Annotated in this window: 16 protein-coding genes and 1 pseudogene; 14 read left to right on the top strand and 3 right to left on the bottom strand. The window is 46.3% G+C overall.

The window, feature by feature from the left end; genetic code table 11:
- Window positions 1-16: 16 nt before the first annotated feature.
- Window positions 17-1,264 carry an MFS transporter gene (locus DCC85_RS16005; RefSeq protein ID WP_108466482.1) on the bottom strand — a complete coding sequence of 416 codons (1,248 nt, stop codon included), beginning with the start codon at window positions 1,262-1,264 and terminating at the stop codon, window positions 17-19.
- A 142-nt stretch (window positions 1,265-1,406) separates the two neighbouring features.
- Between DCC85_RS16005 and DCC85_RS16000 the strand changes: the two genes are divergently transcribed.
- Entirely contained in the window at window positions 1,407-3,488 is a 2,082-nt protein-coding gene (locus DCC85_RS16000; RefSeq protein WP_108466481.1) for a helix-turn-helix domain-containing protein, read from the top strand.
- 113 nt (window positions 3,489-3,601) lie between these two features.
- Window positions 3,602-3,721 (top strand): NAD(P)H-dependent oxidoreductase, encoded by a 120-nt coding sequence (locus DCC85_RS15995; RefSeq protein ID WP_234414206.1) that lies wholly within the window; start codon window positions 3,602-3,604, stop codon window positions 3,719-3,721.
- A 43-nt stretch (window positions 3,722-3,764) separates the two neighbouring features.
- Here DCC85_RS15995 and DCC85_RS15990 read toward each other — a convergent pair whose 3' ends face one another.
- Window positions 3,765-4,256 (bottom strand): pyridoxamine 5'-phosphate oxidase family protein, encoded by a 492-nt coding sequence (locus DCC85_RS15990; RefSeq protein ID WP_108466479.1) that lies wholly within the window; start codon window positions 4,254-4,256, stop codon window positions 3,765-3,767.
- A gap of 306 nt (window positions 4,257-4,562) precedes the next feature.
- Between DCC85_RS15990 and DCC85_RS15985 the strand changes: the two genes are divergently transcribed.
- From DCC85_RS15985 to DCC85_RS15960, 6 genes are all read left to right on the top strand, one after another.
- A complete protein-coding gene (locus DCC85_RS15985; protein ID WP_108466478.1) occupies window positions 4,563-5,042 on the top strand; it encodes a DUF4937 domain-containing protein in 480 nt (159 codons plus the stop codon).
- A gap of 34 nt (window positions 5,043-5,076) precedes the next feature.
- Entirely contained in the window at window positions 5,077-5,529 is a 453-nt protein-coding gene (locus tag DCC85_RS15980) for a GNAT family N-acetyltransferase (protein WP_108466477.1), read from the top strand.
- Between the two features lie 392 nt (window positions 5,530-5,921).
- Complete coding sequence (locus DCC85_RS15975; protein WP_108466476.1) at window positions 5,922-6,503, top strand: DJ-1/PfpI family protein; 582 nt, start codon at window positions 5,922-5,924, stop codon at window positions 6,501-6,503.
- 99 nt (window positions 6,504-6,602) lie between these two features.
- Window positions 6,603-7,499 (top strand): PhzF family phenazine biosynthesis protein, encoded by an 897-nt coding sequence (locus tag DCC85_RS15970; RefSeq protein ID WP_108466475.1) that lies wholly within the window; start codon window positions 6,603-6,605, stop codon window positions 7,497-7,499.
- Between the two features lie 78 nt (window positions 7,500-7,577).
- Window positions 7,578-7,769 (top strand): NUDIX hydrolase, encoded by a 192-nt coding sequence (locus tag DCC85_RS23670; protein WP_325048389.1) that lies wholly within the window; start codon window positions 7,578-7,580, stop codon window positions 7,767-7,769.
- Between the two features lie 390 nt (window positions 7,770-8,159).
- Complete coding sequence (locus tag DCC85_RS15960) at window positions 8,160-12,194, top strand: S-layer homology domain-containing protein (RefSeq protein WP_108466474.1); 4,035 nt, start codon at window positions 8,160-8,162, stop codon at window positions 12,192-12,194.
- 132 nt (window positions 12,195-12,326) lie between these two features.
- Here the strand turns inward: DCC85_RS15960 and DCC85_RS15955 are convergent, their stop codons facing one another.
- Window positions 12,327-12,773 carry a GreA/GreB family elongation factor gene (locus DCC85_RS15955; protein ID WP_108466473.1) on the bottom strand — a complete coding sequence of 149 codons (447 nt, stop codon included), beginning with the start codon at window positions 12,771-12,773 and terminating at the stop codon, window positions 12,327-12,329.
- A gap of 243 nt (window positions 12,774-13,016) precedes the next feature.
- Here DCC85_RS15955 and DCC85_RS15945 point away from each other — a divergent pair.
- The 6 genes and pseudogenes from DCC85_RS15945 to DCC85_RS15925 all read left to right on the top strand — a co-directional run.
- Window positions 13,017-13,144: pseudogene (locus DCC85_RS15945) on the top strand (SDR family oxidoreductase); the annotation flags it as partial.
- A 130-nt stretch (window positions 13,145-13,274) separates the two neighbouring features.
- Entirely contained in the window at window positions 13,275-13,481 is a 207-nt protein-coding gene (locus tag DCC85_RS23035; protein WP_234414205.1) for a helix-turn-helix domain-containing protein, read from the top strand.
- A gap of 158 nt (window positions 13,482-13,639) precedes the next feature.
- The gene (locus DCC85_RS15940; protein WP_325048387.1) at window positions 13,640-14,338 is read left to right on the top strand and encodes a response regulator transcription factor; all 699 of its coding nucleotides are present in this window, start codon (window positions 13,640-13,642) and stop codon (window positions 14,336-14,338) included.
- A gap of 8 nt (window positions 14,339-14,346) precedes the next feature.
- The gene (locus DCC85_RS15935) at window positions 14,347-15,384 is read left to right on the top strand and encodes a sensor histidine kinase (RefSeq protein ID WP_234414480.1); all 1,038 of its coding nucleotides are present in this window, start codon (window positions 14,347-14,349) and stop codon (window positions 15,382-15,384) included.
- Between the two features lie 198 nt (window positions 15,385-15,582).
- Window positions 15,583-16,368, top strand: a complete 786-nt coding sequence (locus tag DCC85_RS15930) for an ABC transporter ATP-binding protein (protein ID WP_108466471.1) — start codon at window positions 15,583-15,585, stop codon at window positions 16,366-16,368.
- Complete coding sequence (locus DCC85_RS15925) at window positions 16,346-18,307, top strand: ABC transporter permease (RefSeq protein ID WP_234414204.1); 1,962 nt, start codon at window positions 16,346-16,348, stop codon at window positions 18,305-18,307. Before DCC85_RS15930 ends, DCC85_RS15925 begins: the two co-directional genes overlap by 23 nt.
- Window positions 18,308-18,311: the final 4 nt, after the last annotated feature.

The raw sequence follows: 18,311 nt of genomic DNA, 5'->3' as shown, positions 1-18,311 counted from the left end.
ACTTATTGGAATAAGATTAATGGCTCAGGGTGGTCTGCGGTTCTGCCGGCAGATCTGTCTGGGTGCGGGGGTTAAACAGCAATGATACGGAGCAAATGACGGCAAAGCCAATCAGCATCGTAAAGGCTGTCCCATACGCTCCGCCGGAGGCATCGACCAGGAAACCGATCAGCATAGGAGTCAGGAAGCCAGCGAGCTGAGCACCTGTGTTGACAAATCCGCTGGCGGTTGCTGCAAGGGTTTCCGGCATTGATTTTACCGATTTGGAGATAATCAGCGTGGACACAAATCCGGCAGCGATTCTAACAATGGTTTCGTAAGTGATGAGCATAGCAATGCTTCCCGCAGTGCTCATTAGATAGAGGGCGGCGGCTACAACCATTCCAAATACCGCAGAGATTTTATTGACTTTGCCTGGCGGAATGCGGTCCATTACATACCCGCCCAGCAGCATAGAGAAGATGCTGATAACCGCCGGGATCACCGACAGCAGTCCCATTTCCTTCAGATTCAGGCCGCGGACATTTACCATATACGTAGGCATCCATGAGGAGAGTCCCCAGTTTACGGCATAGATGCTGAAGTAGCTGATGAACAGACCCCAAATCATAGGGCTTTTAAGTACGGTTATTAGGGAAGCCTTTTTGTTGGATGATGTGGAAGCGGCAGGCTGTGCAGAAATGCGGGCAGGTTCTTTCAAGAAGAAGAACATCAGAACGGTAATGATGATGCCGATAATACCAAAAATGTGAAATAAGCTGCGCCAGCCGATCGAATCCAGAGCGAAGCCGGAAACTAGGGGGGTGACTACGCCCATTATAGCGGCGGAAGCCAGCATGATGGACATGGCGCTGCTGCGCTGGTTGACCGGGAAGTTAACAGCGATTGCTTTCGAGCCGGAAGGGAAAAAGCCGCCTTCACCTATGCCGAACAGGAACCGGACGAGCACCAGAGAGAACAAGGACCAGACGGAGCCGGTAATCATGGTGAACACCGACCAGGAAAACAGAGAGAACAGAATTACTTTACGATAGCCGAATCGGTCCGCTAATGCGCCGCCCGGAATTTGCATAATCGCATACCCGAGGAAAAAGCTGCTCAGGATGATCCCTTGTGAGGATGCGCTCAAGCCCAAATCATCAGAGATGCTGACTACGGCATAATTGATGACGAAGCGGTCCAGATTTCCGAGGCACCAGCCGAGGAATAACAGAGACAGAACAATGTGCTTAAAGTACTTACTTTGAATCACCTTCGACATCATGTCACCTTCCTTGTCATTGGTTGTTATTTAAGTTACCTTTATTATATACAAATTACAGGATTGAGGATTTCACTACAATGGATATCTCTATATAATTGGAGGTATCTTGATGTAAAAATCCACATTGACATGAGGTGATGGAATGAAGGACTTTTTCAGGGATATGTTGGAAAAATATCTGGGTACCTGCGAGTTTGAGATATGGATCAGCCATAACTGGACAGAGTGGACACCCATTTTCCGAACTGGGACGGTGGAGACGGGGCCTCCTGAGCCGTTGGTCAACCTACCCTTGCGAACTCCGATGGCTAATCGGGAATCAACGGGGTGCACGTCAGCTTTTCTTCCATATGATCACAATGTATGTATTGCGCTTAGGCTATTCAAACCATGGGATTGTACGGAGGATGAGCTTCATACACTTTCCTCGCTCTTATATCCATACTATACCGAGTTTATAGCTGCAAAGCATGAACGTGCGCTCAATGAGATGATGAACAGCATCCGTGATGTCACCCAGCTGCTTAATTTGAACGAACTGCTGGAAAGAATATTGGCAAATGCACTGGTGGTTATTCCTTACGAAAGTATTGGTGTGCTCTGGAGCTATGATCCGGCTATCGATGCACTCACAGTCAGGGCAAGGGCCGGTGAAATGGGTGAAGAGATGCTAAAAATGAGAATGAAGCCCGACGAGGGGATAATCGGCAAGACTTTCGTACGGGGGGAACCGCGGTTATACAACAGTATTCACATGCTGAAAGAGGATATAGGGAATATGTCAGCGGAGAATCAGCGTCATCTATATAAAGCCTACCATTTTGAGAATATATGCTCCATTATCTCTGTACCGATTAAGGTGGAGGGGCAAACAGAGTCGGTGCTGATTTTTTATCAAAAAGGGGGTATACCGCTGTTCTCTGAAGCGGAGGTACGGCTCCTGCAGAGCTTTGCGGATCAGGTCTCGATTGCCATTACCAATGCGAAGCTATATGCGCATTTAAGGGAACAGAACCGTGCGCTCATCCGGCGAGATGAAATCCATACTTCGCTGATGAGATTGTCTCTGCAGAACAAAGGTGTTGCCTCCATTGTCGGGGAGATGGCGCGCGTCATTGGGCTGCAGCTTGTCTTTGTTGATTTTATCGACCGGGAATGGTATCCGAGGCGTGCGGAGTGGGCAAAAGAGTGGGACATGGAACGTCTCCTGAAGCTGTATCAGTCTCTGCAATCTCCTGAATATCTGGCATCCGTGGGGGATGAAAGGGAGGGGGGGCGTCTTCACCTATATCCCATCGCTTCCGCAAGACAGTGTTTGGGGTATTTGCTGGTGCAGGCGGAAGGCCACTTGGAGCCGCTGCAACTGGTGGCGCTAGAACAGGGCAGCTCGATACTGGCGCTGGAGCAGATGCGGAAGCAGTCGCTAGCCGAGCTGTATTTCAAGAAGACACAGCAATTCTTCAATGATTTGCGCCTCAGTAAAGATTCTGCTGACTATTGGGAAAAGTCGAGTGAGATTGGCATTGGCCCGTCCACACGTATTGCGGTGGGGCTGCTGGAATTTCCGGAACCCGGAGATCCTTCAGCGTTAGGTGCTCTATCCCTTCAATTGATCGCCTTGTTAAGGGATAGCCTGACGCCTCAGGTGCTGCCGGTCGCTTTCGGGAGCGAAAGGCGGATCACGATATTACTGATGGCTCCCGAAGGATATAAATCGGGAGAACTGGAGCGGAGATTCCTAACATTACTATCCAATTGGGAGCGAAAGGCCGGGGTTACACTGTTCGGCGGAATCGGATCTGTACGCACAGGTGTAGATGCGGTTAACATCAGCTACCAAGAAGCGGACAAAGCGCTGGCTTATCAGAAATCACGGGGGATGGCAGCCTCTATCCGTTACGCTGATATCGGAGTCAATCGGCTGTTCATCCGCCAGCCCGCAGAAGATCTAGCCGCATTCATTGACGAGGTATTCGAACCCCTGCGACAGCCTAAAGGGCAGACGGCCGTTCTGGTGGATACGCTGATCGCATACATGGCCTGCAGCGGGTCTGCGGCACAAGCCGCAGCCGAGCTGCATATTCATATCAATACGTTGTATCAGCGAATTCGCAAGATTGAGGATATTCTGGGCATGTCCTTCGACGATCAGGAGCATCTGCTGCATTTGCAATTGGCTTGTTATCTGCGCCAGACGCTGCCGAAGGTAAGCGAGAAACCGTAAACCGAATGGTCACGCGGATAACCGACTTTTGTTGCTGCGTAAAAACACCTTCAAGGCCTCACCAAAAGCTCAAGCCACTCATCACAGAAGGCAACGAGCTTAACTCGTACCGAGTGAATGCAAAGCCGTTGAAACCTGAGCAATATCGGGAGCTTAACGAAGCCGATGTAATTGTGCTGGCATTTCCGCTCTACTTTGATGCCATCCCTTCGCATCTGCTGCGGCAGCCCTGAACCTGGGATCAGATTCTTGGGCTGCGGCTGTTTTTATATCAAGCTAATCATTTAATTCGACCGTTCGATTAATATCTGTACCTTCCGTATCTTTGCCGAGTAATCTGCGAAACAAGAATTTCCCCATTTTAAACTTATTGCCCGAATCCCAATACTCGGCAGCTTCCGCCTTTACCTTGATAAGAATAAGGTTCGGGTCGTCATAGCTGGTCTCTAGAACTTTCTCGTACGCAGGGCTCCAAAATTGTTTGAGCTTCTCGGCATCGTTCACAAGCTCGGCTTCGCCACGGATGGAAACGTAGGATTTACCCACATAGGCCACATTGACTTGGCGGTTATGGAGGAGCTCATGGAATTTGTCCGTGTCCTTCTTGGTCAGAAACCAGAGGTCGCCATCAAACTCTACATCTTGGGTTTTCATGGGGCGGGATACAAGTCCCTCTTCCGATACTGTTGTCAGCATCGCTGTTTCTATGCCTTTGATCAGTTCACGAACTTGTTCAACCGCTTGCTGGTGTTGAGACGTTGTATTCATGATTTGGATCACCTTTCCATAAGTAGTATTCCATTATTATTACACTTGTTGGGAGGTGCTAAACCAAGACGGAATGTGTTGTGTTTTGGTGGTGTGGAAAGGCAGAAATAGAATTCTCCTTCTATCTTCGACTGCCAAGAGTATGTTTGATTATGCATTTAATACCAGAACGACTTATACTAGATTATGAGAAAGATTTAATAACGGAACTATCTAGATAACAACATATTTGCGTCTCGTTGCGATCGCTATGGTCCAACTGAGGTTGAAGAAGAGGTTTCAAACTAGCTGAGAGGTGAATGATATATGTATTTCAAATGGGTTGAATGCAATGTGGAGATAGCAAAAGAAGATGTTTTTTTAACTAGTCAGTCTAAATGGAGATTACTTGCTAATGTTCCTGGCTTTGTTACACAATTTGGCGGTTGGGAGCGTACAAACAGTTTCCTGAAGGCTCATATTTTTGGAATATGGAGAGATGTTAATTCTTATAATAAATTTATGGACGAATTTCATGATGAAATATTTAAACAGACTCAGCAAGATGGGACATATGAATCTTTAGAGATTCGCTTCGGAGAGGTAGCAGAAAATACAGAACATTTTGATTTAGAATCTATAGATAGAATAGTTGCCGAATTCAGAGAGAATAAAGCTTTTTATCAGATGTACAATACAGGGACACTGGTTTCAAAAGGTGAGGTATTTATGATTAATGGTATAAATAATCGTACTTTAAACATTGAATTAGAACCTGTATGGAGTGTAAAGCGCCATTTGAATTAAAAGCCAGACATACACTAGAAAGAAGGGGAATCCTGTGGAAGTTTCATTAAAGGACATCGACGAAACTAACTGGCTAGAATGTATTTTTCTAACGACTGACCCTGATAAGAATCATTATCTTGTAGAAAAATTTGTAGCTTCAAATGCAGTTTCGATTGCTCAATCAAAGATAGAAAAAGGATGGATAACAAAAGCAATTTATAGTGAAGATACAATGGTTGGATTTACAATGTACGGATATTCAGGGGAGGATAATTGTTTTGAATTGTGCCGTATTATGATTGACCATAAATTTCAACGTCGAGGTTTCGGTAGAAAGGCAATAAATCTGATCATAGAAGAGATGAGAAAAAACAAGGAATGTTCAGAAATATATTTATCATTCGATCCGGAGAACAATTCTGCAAAAAAGCTATATGAAGAATTTGGATTTGAAAATACAGGTAAAATCGTAGACGAGGAAGTTCTTTATTGCTTGAAATTATAAGATAAGTTCAGTTGAACGTCTGGCCTTAGGTTAAGGTTCTCGGCTTCTAGAATACATAAACGTTAGTCAAAATATCGCATTGATTTTATAAATATCGTAAAAGGCAGAGGTGGGTCGAGACTAGAAAAACGTACAAAAACATTTCAAAAGTGAAAGGTCGAATGGTTTCTGTTGTTGATTGGAGACTCCTCTTATACATCAACGAGCATAAGTTGGATGAACATGAAGAAATTGTAGTTAAATATTGAATGATATCACCAGATCCTTGCCGGGATTATAGAGAGAAAGAGAAACCCTAATAAGAGGAGCTGATTCAGCGGAGCAATCGGTGGGGCGAATCCTAAACAACTAAACGAAGAAGCTAATTTAGCTATAGAAAGAAGGTTAAATCAATGAGAATTGCATTAGTTTTATTCAACGGGGTTACTTTCCTTGATTTTGTTGGGTTTTATGACGTTATTCATCGTTTAAACCTATTTGATCAGACTAAAGGAACCACTTGGGATATTTGTGGTTTGACCGAGGAAGTTACGGATGAACTTGGTATGAAGGTAAAGGTAAATGTCATTAAGCCTGATTTATCTGAGTATGATCTTGTATTCATTCCAGGTGGAATGGGGACAAGAAAGCTTAAAGATGATATTGGATTTATTGATTGGATGAAGACTGCTGAGCCAGTTAAGTATAAAGTATCGGTATGTACAGGTTCATTGTTGTGGGGAGCTGCGGGATTTTTGAAAGATAAGAAAGCAACAACCCACCCCAATGTATATGACTTACTAGAGCCGTATTGTTTAGAGGTCATTAAATCTCGGATTGTGAAGGATAGTAACGTAATAACAGCTGGAGGAGTAGCCACATCCATTGATTTAGGGCTATTTATTATTGAATTGTTTGCTGGAATGGAAGCGGCTAACGTTGTGAAGAAGCAGCTTGATTATCCATATACTGCAGTTGGAATAGTGGAAGTATAGGCAATTCAAGCGGTCGAGTACATTCAATAACATCGTATTTACCCATCGGGACTATTGCCATTGGCCAGAAATTCGCTAATAACGATAAATGAAAGTGGGATGAAGATGTTTAACAGAAAAATTCTTCATTATGATGCTTTTTCATCAACTGCAAATCAGGGAAATCCGGCTGGTGTGGTGTTGAGTGCTGATGATTTGAATGAAGATCAAATGCAGTCCATTGCCAAGAAGGTCGGATTTAATGAGACAGTATTTGTATTGAATTCTAAAAAAGCGGATTTGAAATTGAAATATTTTACACCAGGTCATGAAATTAATTTGTGTGGTCATGCCACAATAGCTTCAATGTATGGCTTAAAGACCATGGGGTTATTAGAAGATAAGGATTTTATTACGATTGAAACGAATGTTGGAAATTTACCCATTACTTTTGAAAGGCGAAACGGAGAATTACTTATAACGATGAAACAAGGCAATCCCCAATTTGTACCTTTTGGTGGGTCTACTTCGGAGCTAGCTAAAAGCATGGGATTATCACCGGATGCAATTGATTTATCTAAACCTATAGTTTACGGAAGTACAGGGGCTTGGACGCTGCTTGTTCCAATAAAGGGCTTGGATCATTTTAATAGAATGAAACCAGATAACCGAATGTTCCCGGGCATTTTGAAAGAGAATCCGAAATCTTCTGTTCATCCTTTTTGTAGAGATACCTTTGATGATCATGCGATGATGCACGCGAGACATTTCTCGTCACCATACTCCGGTACTCTTGAGGACCCGGTTACAGGAACGGCTTCGGGAGTTATGGGGGCTTACTATTTAACGTACCTCAATAAAGATGCAGCTGCTGCAGAATTTGTAGTTGAACAAGGTCAAGAAATAAACAAGGATGGGAGAGTATACGTTAGAGTTAAGCGTCACGACGAGGTTATGGATGTATTTATCTCGGGAACAGGAGTATTTGTTAAGGAATTTGACGTACCGTATGCATGATCATTGAAGAGCGAATTTCTTGAATACAAGACTACGATTCGAATCATATCAGATCAAAAGTAGAAGGGAGATAGATTCATGAAAAGAGTAGATGTAGTTTATTCGTTAATCACAGATCAATCGAAATCTAAGGTGCTTGCAGTCAAGAATGTAGGTCGTTCGAGTTGGTCTCTACCTGGTGGAGCTGCCTGGCCTAATGAATCTTTGGAACAAGCAGCTATTCGGGAAGCCAAAGAAGAAACAGGGCTTGATATTAAAGTCACCCTATGAGATCTCCGAAATGGCTTGGTTAGATCTAGAACAGGCAGATGAATTCATGCCTTATTATAAGGATGGTTTTAGGAACTTAATTAACGGGAATGAAATTACATATTTTAATGAAGGGAACAAGTAATGTTTATCAATCTGATCAAAATGCATGTAAAGCGATGACTTCATTGAAGGAGTCATCGCTTTTTGTCGTTTCCGCCTGAGCACTAAAGCAGTATTTCTCGCTAACAACAATTTATGTTCAGAATCCGTTCAGAGGGATGTTTTACATTGGAAATGACATTAATCATATATTTTGAAATAAAATGTGCCAAAGCATGGAAAAAGGCTTAGCATAATCATGTTTTTGTCGATAAATATCATGATATAAAAATAGAATAGAGGGACATCATGAGTTCAAAACCAAACAAGTGGTTGATTACATTAGCGATAGCTGCCCTTGTTGCTCCGGCGACTTTGCAGACGAATGCATTAGCTGCCAGCGGCGCAGCCAGCAAAGAGGTCCTAACCAGCCCTCCTTTTAAAGACATCAGTAATGTTGCTTCAGAACAGAAGGCAAGTATTTTACAAGCGGTTGAAGCCGGACTTTTGCAAGGTGCCCCCAATGGATCTTATCGGCCGATGGACCTGCTGACCCGACAGGAAATGGCGGCTCTATTAACCCGGGCTCTCCAACTCCCTACGAATGATAAAACAGCCAAGAGCAGTTTCGCGGACGTAGACACAAACAGTTGGTCAAGTCCTTATATTGAGGCCGTTCATCGAGCAGGACTTATGAATGGAGATGGCAGCTCCAAGTTCAGACCTAAAGCTGCTGTAACTAAGGAGGAAGCGGCGGTTCTGCTTATGCGGGCTGCTGGGCTCTCTATCTCGGCTGACGTCACAGCATCTTCTAAGGTTTCCGATTGGAAGCTTGTTAGTCCATGGGCACGACCTTATGTCAATGCGGCTTTGCAGTCGGGCTCCATGGAGACGGACCAGCCAGGCTTCGCACCCAAATCATCTGTGAAGCGCAAAGATATAGCCCAGTATATGATGTCTACCTTTTTCCCTAAAGAGCATTTAGCCCAGCTTCAAAAAATAGAGGATGGGAAGGCTTGGATTAACGGAATTGAATATAAGCTGTCTGATTCTGTCAAAGGCATTCTACACCCCTCTAACCGAGACGTTCTAAAGGGAGCTGATATCCAATTTGCAGCTTCACAGAGAACCATTGAATCGATCACTAAACTGGTAATTCATGCGAGCGGACAAGCCCCTGCTGAACAAAATGCTGAATTTAGCGGAAATCTGATCCTAGACGGTCATGATTCGCTAGTGAATGGAGATCTAGTTATTGACGGCGATTATGTTTCCATTATGAATTTGAATGTCAAAATCAACCTTACCATTATGCCGGGCTTGGAGCATGACTTCTATGCCTCTAAGTTGACAGTGCAAGGAAAAACAGGGATTCAGGGTGGCGATCAGAACACCGTGATGTTTAATGCTTCCACTCTGAATGATGTTGAGGTTTCCAAACAGGATGTGCACGTGGTTACTCAAGGGAAATCTACGGTGGATCAAATGTCCCTGACGTCCAATGCTAAGATTGAAAATGATCCTTCCTCAACGTTAAAGCAGCTAAATGTTCTTACCGGCGCGCAGCAAGTGGAGTTACAGGGAACGATTCAGCAATTGTCGGTCAATAGCGATCAATCCGTAGCTCTCACAGGTCATGCCTCGATTAACGCATTGGCTGTGAACAGTTCTTCTCCGGTAAAGCTGGAGGTAATTGGAACAATCTCTAACTTACAAGTAAATAATCCTGCTGCGAATATTACGGTAAGTTCCTCCAGCCAAGTTACAAACACTTCTCTTGCGTCAGGTGTATCACAGGCAACTGTGACAGGGGTATCACAGACAACAGCGGCAGCAAGCGGATCAGTAGGGTCTTCGGACTCGCCTGCTCCTGTTGTATCGAACACCGCACCAGTGTTAATCTCCAAGTACAGTGATCAAAACATCACGGTGGGCGATCCTGAGCTTCAAATTGACTTACTGGGCCATTTTAAAGATGCGGAGCAATCCGAACTCAAATATTCGGCAGTGTCATCCAGTACAAAAATCACTTCAGTCCGCGTCGAGGGGACGAATTTGTTTATTAAAGCGGTTGGTAAAGGCATGGCGCTCATTACGATTACGGCAGATGATCAGGTCGGGAAAAGAGCAGGAGCGAGCTTTAAGGTCCGGGTCAATGAACCTCCAGCTGCACTGGGTATTCCAGACCAGGTGAAGCAGTTAGGCAGTGGGGGAATCAACTTATCTTTAGGGACATTTTTCTCAGATTCTGAAAATGATCCTATGGTCTATGAGGTTGTGATCGATGACCCTACCGTTGCTACATTTAGCCTGACGGGTGACCAATTAGTCTTAACTCCGGCAAAGGTAGGCAGTGCAAGGGTTACGGTTAAAGCATTCGATGGCCGTGGTGGAAGTGCAAGTCAGTCATTTCAAATGGAAGTAACTGCTGTACCTGACCAAAGCCCGATCGTGAATCAGAAGCCAGCTAACCGGACAATCACCTTAGGAGCTGCAGATTACATACTGGACCTAACCCCAGTATTCAGTGATCCGGATAACGACCTGCTGAACGTATCGGCAGCATCCCTGGATGCCTCCGTTGTGACCGTAGTGATTGATGGCAACCAAGCCACGGTGCATGCGGTTTCCTCAGGGCAGACAACGATTCAGCTTACAGCCAAAGACGGACGCGGGGGAGAGGTTACTACCGAATTTGACGTTATTGTCAATGCCCCTCCAGCTTCATCGGGAATTCCAGATCAGACGAAAGAGATGAATTCTGGGGATATTCAACTATCTTTAAATCAGTTCTTTTCCGATCCTGATGGAGATACTTTAGCCTATAGGGTTTCGGATAATTCTGACCCGACTGTGGTGTCGGCAGTCTTGAATGGAGATGTGCTTACGCTTACTCCGTTAAAGGCCGGCAGCGCATCGGTATCTGTTCAGGCAACGGATGGTCGTGGTGGAGAAGTGACCGACACTTTCTTAACTAACGTAACGGCTGCAGTCCCACAGAATCATGATCCGATAGAATCCAAGCCTGCTGACAAGTCGCTAACGGTGGGCGATCCGATCTTTTCTCTCGATCTGGGCCCTGTCTTTACCGATCCTGACGGGGACACGCTAACCTATAAGGCATCCTCTTCAAATGAGACAGTTGCTTCGGCGGAGATCGATGGAACTCAATTGAAAATCCATGCTCTAGCTGCAGGAACGACAATCATAGAGATCAACGCTGAGGATGGGCGAGGAGGAAAGGCATTAACGACCTTCCAGGTAAATGTTCAATCGGCAGCTTCACCTCCCTCATCTTCTAATCAGTCGCCTCAAGTCGTTGCTTCTATTAATGATCAAGTGTTGACTGTTGGAATCACAAATCCAAGAACATATGACTTATCTCAATTGTTCTACGATGATGATGGGGATGCCCTGATGTTTACGGCTACAGTAGCATCAAGCGGTGTCGTAAATGCAGATGTTAGCGCATCAAACCTAACTCTTACTCCGGGCAATCTTACGGGAAGCACTAAAGTAACAATTACAGCAGATGACGGGAATGGTGGAACAGCCACCTATGATCTTCAAGTCACGAATGCACCTCTTGCGACGAATGGAATTGTCCAAATACGAACGAAGCAAGGGGTTAAAGATCCGATTACTTATGACTTGTCAACGATATTCCCGGGTGAAAATTCATTTAAGGTCTATTTGGGTACGGCGGATTCTACTTTTCTGGGGCCGATGCCGCTTAATGGGGCAGTGTGGACGTGGAGCGGGGATTCTCTTCAATACTACTGGGTGATCGGAGCAAACGGAACTGCCGCTGTATTCCAAGTGATTCCAGGCCCTCAAGGGCCGGAGGATTTATATTTCTCACAGTATGTATCCTTGGATCAAACCCGTACTGCCATTGAGCTCTTTTACAATCCGGTAGGAGATACTTCTAAACCTATAGAAAATGCAGGCTACTCACTTGAGGTCCATCAGTATAATTTAAACACAAATACTCCTAAGGTGTGGAGTCTGCCTCTTAATACCTTTTACAAAGGCATGCCTTATATATTTATAGATAGCACATTTTATGATTATTTTGATATCACGCCTGCATCATACTATAACGATGAGATGATGTTATTAGAATCAAATACAAATGTAACGACAGGCTATGTTCTTAAGAAAAATGGAGTTACGATTGACGTATTGGGCGATCCTGACGGCAAAACGCAATTTATGCCATATGGAGGGACCATTATCCGGAAATCAGGGATTTGGTCTGGCACCTCTATCTTCAGCCCTGCAGGAGAGTGGAACTCTTATCCCGTTGGAACGCTTCAGTTCATTTCGCATCATACTATATAACAATTACTAACATCAAAAAGATCGCAGGTTAAAACCTGCGATCTTTTTGCCGTCCCAGCCACGTTGTAGGTCATGAAGAAGATTCTTATTAGGCCCGTGTGTAGCCTTAAGGGACACTATGCCTTGGTGTTATTACTTTATATGGCCACTGTTGTAGAACAAGGTATCTTCAACCCGGACGGAAATGACACCTGATGGTGTTTTTAATGGGTAGGTCTCATTTCTTCGAGACATGAGCAGCTGATGGCCCATCGGGGACAAGAACGAGATGAAGTTTTTGTCCGGATCAGCGATGGTCGGAAAAACGATGGTGAACGAATCAGAGGTCATATTGTCCAGAAACTGAACGTTGACCATACTGCCAATCAGCGTCGAAGAATTTATACGGCTATAAGTAAAGTCCGATAGAATTCCTTCAAGAACAGTGATGTAAGTGTTCAATGTCTTCTCGATTATATAACGCTGCTGCGGATGGTCTGATAAGTAATGGTCCAGAAATGGAGTAAGTCCTTCATCAAAGTAGACAAGCTGACCTAACAACTGTGACTTTGCCTCCTCCAGTAGTGCGCTATGGTTCATAGTACTCTGCTCCTCTGCTTGTGGTAGCGGGTTTATAAATAGGTTTCATCTTTTCTCCTCCTGAATGATGGATCTGATTACAAATTTTAAAATCGAATTTAATAAAAGCCTGGTCGCCTCCTTTGTTTTTACTTTTAATGTAAAGAAACGCTAAAAGCAGGATTAGGCACTCCGCCCGTTGGGCGGAATGCCTAATTAGGGTTACCATATCACCTAAAATATGGGATGTCAAACCGGTATAGATTAACACCTTTACAAAGACTGGGCCAGCCGGGAGATGTGGCTAATGCGGCACTATTCTTCGCTTCAGATGAGTCTTCGTATATTATAGGATCGAGCTGCTCATAGACGGCGGTTTTTCAGCTCAGTAAAGCGTTTATAAGAATGACTTTTGTACAAGCCCCCTATACAATGTATAGGGGGTCATAATTTTATATACGAAAGCAGGTAAAAGAACCAGGAAGCACGAGCAGAATATCTTTAAACTGATGTTGCCAGAGGTTGTTAGGCTTAACTCCTCCGACATTAACGCACTTGTCTGAGAAGCTGTTAAGGAGAAAATTGGCCACCCGAGTGACGGATGAACAGGATCGGCGGATCGTCTACCTTCAAATAACAGATATAGGAATCGACATGGTCAATAAAGCCCAGGAAGAGGGACGTCTGCTTCGAACAAAATTGTTCGAGCATCTATATAGATTGAACTAAAGTTTTACATTGAATTTTCTGTTATCGCGGCCTAATACTGTCCTTATAACGTTCATTTCTTTAGTTCATTCTATCTAACCGAAGAAGAAAGAGAATTTCTGATCTTTATTTTATGGAAAATTGAATAACGCAAGTCATGAAGAGTAGGGGGTGCTTTCATGGATATGAATATATTCATTGTGGAGGACGATGCCCACATTTTTGAAGCATTGCGGCAGAGGCTGGAGAAGTGGTCGCTGCACGTCGATGGACCAAGCGATTTCAGAAACGTTATGGGGGACTTCTTGAAGCAGAAGCCCCACCTGGTTATTCTCGATATTCAGCTTCCTTTTTATGATGGCTTTCACTGGTGTCGAGAGATCAGAGCGGTTTCAAAGGTGCCGATCCTGATTCTCTCTTCGAGAGACCATCCGATCGATATGGTAATGGCCATGAATATGGGGGCCGATGATTATATCCAGAAGCCATTTCATTCGGACGTGCTGCTGGCCAAGATTCAAGCCATCCTGCGCCGCACTTATGCCTATGGGGAAGAAGCGATGGATGTCATCGAATGGAATGGATCAATACTTGACTTGAAACGTGGCGCCATCCGTAAAGACGGCAAGGAGGTCGTGCTAACGAAAAATGAGTTTTACATTCTAACCCTCCTTGTCGAAGCCAAGGATGAAATTGTTGCGCGCCAAGACCTCATTCAAAAACTCTGGGAAGACGAGCATTTCGTAAACGACAATACGCTGACGGCCAATATAACGAGACTTCGCCAGAAGTTGGCACTTCTTCATCTGGATGAAGCCATTATCACGAGAAAAGGACTGGGATACGCAGCGGTTACGCTGGAAGGAGGCACGGCCTAGACGTGTTTATGCGCTATTTCCGCAGCATGCTCAGCTGGATTCTACTAGTCGTCTTACTGCTAGGCATGACCGACCTGCTGATTGTTCTCGATAAAGGAATCTCTGTACAAGCAAATTCCCTCGTATATTTGAACGCGCTGTTCTTGCTGGTTTTTGCTGTTTTTGTCATATGGCGTTACCGAAAAGAAATGAAATATACGACGAAGTTAACCGTCCTCGCCAGGGAGATGCATGACGATTGGCTGGAGGCTTTGGAGCGCCCCGAGCAGGCTCGGGACGAGATGGTGGACGAGCTGCTTGAGGCAATTGATGAGTATTATAAGAGAAAGCTATCCGATCTGAGACAAACCCGGCTGCTTGAAAGCGATGCGCTGGCTTCCTGGATTCATGAAATCAAGGCCCCGCTAACGGCTATGAAGCTGATCATGGATGCCCATCCTCACGATCCGGCGATGCGCACCATCGAAACCGAATGGTTAAGAATGTACCTTCTCGTTGACCGGCAGCTGTATATCACGCGCTTGCCCTCCCTGGAATCGGATTATATGCCGGAGGAAACGCCGATACAGGGACTGGCGGCCAAAGAAGTGCGCGAGCTGACCTCATGGTGCCTTGCCAAGAACTTGGCGGTCGAGTTCGAAGGGGAGAACGTGGAGGTGACCACCGACAGGAAGTGGTGCAGGTTTATCCTCCGCCAAATCCTGGTTAACGCCGTGAAATACAGTCCGGAAGGCGGCACCATCCGGGTGGAGACCGGGCGGACTCCGGCTGGGCATACCGTGCTGGTTATTCAGGACGAAGGGCCTGGCATTCCGGCGCATGACCTGCCCCGGATTTTTGACAAAGGCTTCACCGGCGGCCAAGGACGAATTCATAACGCTGCCACAGGTCTCGGATTATATCTGGCACGGGTCGTGGGCGAGAAGATCGGGGTGACTTTGGCGGCGGAGTCGGTGCTTGGCGAGGGAACCGCCCTGCGCCTAACCTTTACTGCGGGCAATGCGTTTGAAACGGTTCGGAAGGAAATGTACAAGGCATCACGTTAGGAATTTAGCCGGGGACAACCCCCGGCTTTTTGCATTTAAGGCGCACTGTTCTGCTCTATAAAGTGCCAGAGAAATAACCGAATGTCTCAAAGTGACGAAAATGTCATGTTGCAGGTCCGGATTATCACTTAAATCATACGACAACCCTGCCGGAGGACCGGTACAATGAGGTCATAACGAAAGTGGAGGTTTACCATCATGAGTATAACGATATCGCCAAAAACCATGCTGCGTGCCCAAGATGTGCGGAAGTCGTACGGAAGCAAGGGCAGCGCGCAGCAAGTGTTAAAGGGAATTGACCTTCGTGTGAGTGAAGGGGAGTTCGTTGGCATTATGGGGCCGTCCGGTTCGGGAAAAACGACGCTATTGAACGTACTGGCGACCATTGACCGCCCCTCGGGAGGAACGGTGCACATTGAGGAAGCCGACGTATCCGCTATGAAAGACGCCGAACTGTCGGCTTTTCGCCGCGACAAGCTGGGGTTCATCTTTCAGGATTACAACCTGCTGGATACTCTGACCGTGAAGGAGAATATTCTGCTGCCGGTTTCTCTCGGCAAACGGAAGTTCAAGGACACGGAAGCCGAATTTCAGGTCATTGCCGGCATACTTGGCATCCGGGAGCTGGCCGATAAATACCCGCATGAGATATCCGGCGGGCAGAAGCAGCGTGCGTCGGCCGCTCGCGCCTTGATCCATCGGCCATCGCTGGTCTTTGCCGATGAACCCACCGGGGCGCTCGACTCGAAATCGGCCTCCGCCCTGCTCGGAACCATGGCGGAACTTAACCGGGACCGTCAGGTGACTATCGTAATGGTCACTCATGATCCAGTGGCTTCGAGTTATTGCAGCCGTGTCGTCTTTCTTAAGGATGGTCAAATATACTCGGAGCTGCACTCCGGGAATAAATCGAGACATTCCTTCTTCAAGGACATTATGGACGTGCAGGCGGTTCTCGGGGGTGACACGGTTGACATTCTTTGAACTGGTCGTCCGCAGCATGCGGAAAAATGTAAAGCAAGATTACCTGTACTTTGTTGCGCTGATTTTCAGTACGAGCTTGTATTTCATTTTTGCGACACTGCAGTATGACCCGTCCATTAAGAGCATGTCGGGAACAGACCTGAACTTCGCCGCAGCATTTAAGGTTGCGGGAATTCTGCTACTTTGCATCGTAGCGGTCTTCACCGTCTATGCGAACAGCATTTTTCTGAAACGCCGCAGCAAGGAGATCGGGTTGTATCAGCTCATCGGCCTGAGCCGAAGAGGTGTCGTGCGCTTCCTGATCACGGAGAACCTATTGCTAGGGGTGGGAGCGCTTCTAGTGGGAATACTCTGCGGGGCTGCCTTGTCTCGGCTTTTCCTGCTCATCCTGCTGAAGATTCTAGGGTTTGACGGAATGGTTGGACTGAAGTTCTCCATGGCTGCGGCTGCACAGACGGCCATTGTTTTCACCCTCCTTGTGCTGATCACCTCGGTTCAGATGGGGCGCAGCGTATACCGCAGCACCTTGCTCGAGCTGTTTTATGCCGAGAAGCAGGCCGAGCATCCCCAGAAGCCGGGCGGCTTTCGGGCCGCATTTCTGGCGCTATTCGGCATCGCTTTGATGGTTGCCGGTTATGTGTTGTCAGGACACATGTTCAACCAAATGCTCTTTCTTAACATGCTGCTGGTTCTGCTCACAACGATTGTCGGGACGTACCTGCTCTTCCGGGTGACCATCAGTTGGCTGTTATACCGGTACCGTAAGAGCCGGCAGGGCCACCTCGGTCTTAAAAATAGCCTGTCGCTGGCGCCGCTGATGCACCGGATGAAAGGAAACGCCAATTCACTGACGCTGATTACGGTGCTGTCCGCAATGACACTGACGATGGTTGCGCTGGCTTACTCGCTTTATTATTCGGCCGGAAGCGACACGCGGATTGCCCTGCCTTATGACATGGTGTTTGAGAACGATGAACCAGCCTCATCCTCCTTCCGCGGAGATTTGCAGAAGGCAGGGATAGACTTCGTCTATAAGCCGATTAAAGGCTTTCGGGGGCTCGGCGAGATCCGAGATCAAGCCCATCCGAAGACATCCGGCACCCAAGGGCTCCTCTTCTTGCCGGCCGAGCAACTGAGAGAGACCGGGGCGGATATTCCGATTCTAAGTGCCGATGAAGCCTTGCTGTTCGATGGAAGGGCCAGACTGAATAGGCTCGGGAATCGGGATGACCGGAATGAACCCAAGGAAATTGTGCTGAGGATCAAGGAGACGAGTCAGGGAGAGAGCAAGATTCTTAAGTTGACAGAAAGCGTGGACAAGTTCGCTATGAATTACAACGTATATGGTGACCAAATGATCGTGAAGGAGTCGGTCGTTCAGGAGCTTAGAGAAAAGAAGGGCTCCATTTCCAAAGGTGAAGAGGTCACCCTGGGTACCTATCGAATCCCGAATCACGCACAGCGGGCCAAGGCATCGGCATTGTATGCGAAATACGTGACAAAGGATGATTTTAAGCCCGACTATGAATCGCAGTACCGGGAAGCGCTCAAGTCGTTCGGCCTGTATATCTTCATTTCGGGATTCCTGGGCCTGGTCTTCCTAGTCTCGACGGGGAGCATCCTGTATTTCAAGCAAATTGCGGAAGCAGAAGAGGAGAAAAGGAGCTTCCTGACCCTTCGGCAATTAGGATTTGATGTTAAGGATATCATGAGCGGCATCGTTCGCAAGCAGCTGTTCGTCTTCGCGATTCCTCTGCTAATCGGGCTATTGCATTCTATTTTTGCCGTCAAGGCAGCTTCCGTCCTGGTGCTCTCGAATATCGTCGTACCCTCAGCGATCGCCATGGGGGTTTACGGATTGATTTACTTTATGTTTGGCGCACTGACGATTCTGCATTACCGGAAGCTGGTCAAATCAGTCATGTATAAGCCCATCTGATCTT

Origin of the sequence: Paenibacillus sp. CAA11 (genome assembly GCF_003060825.1) — a bacterium.
In the GTDB taxonomy this organism is placed as follows: Bacteria; Bacillota; Bacilli; order Paenibacillales; family Paenibacillaceae; genus Fontibacillus.
The sequence above is the reverse complement of the archived record's forward strand: the minus strand, read 5'-3'. Positions and strand labels throughout refer to the sequence as shown.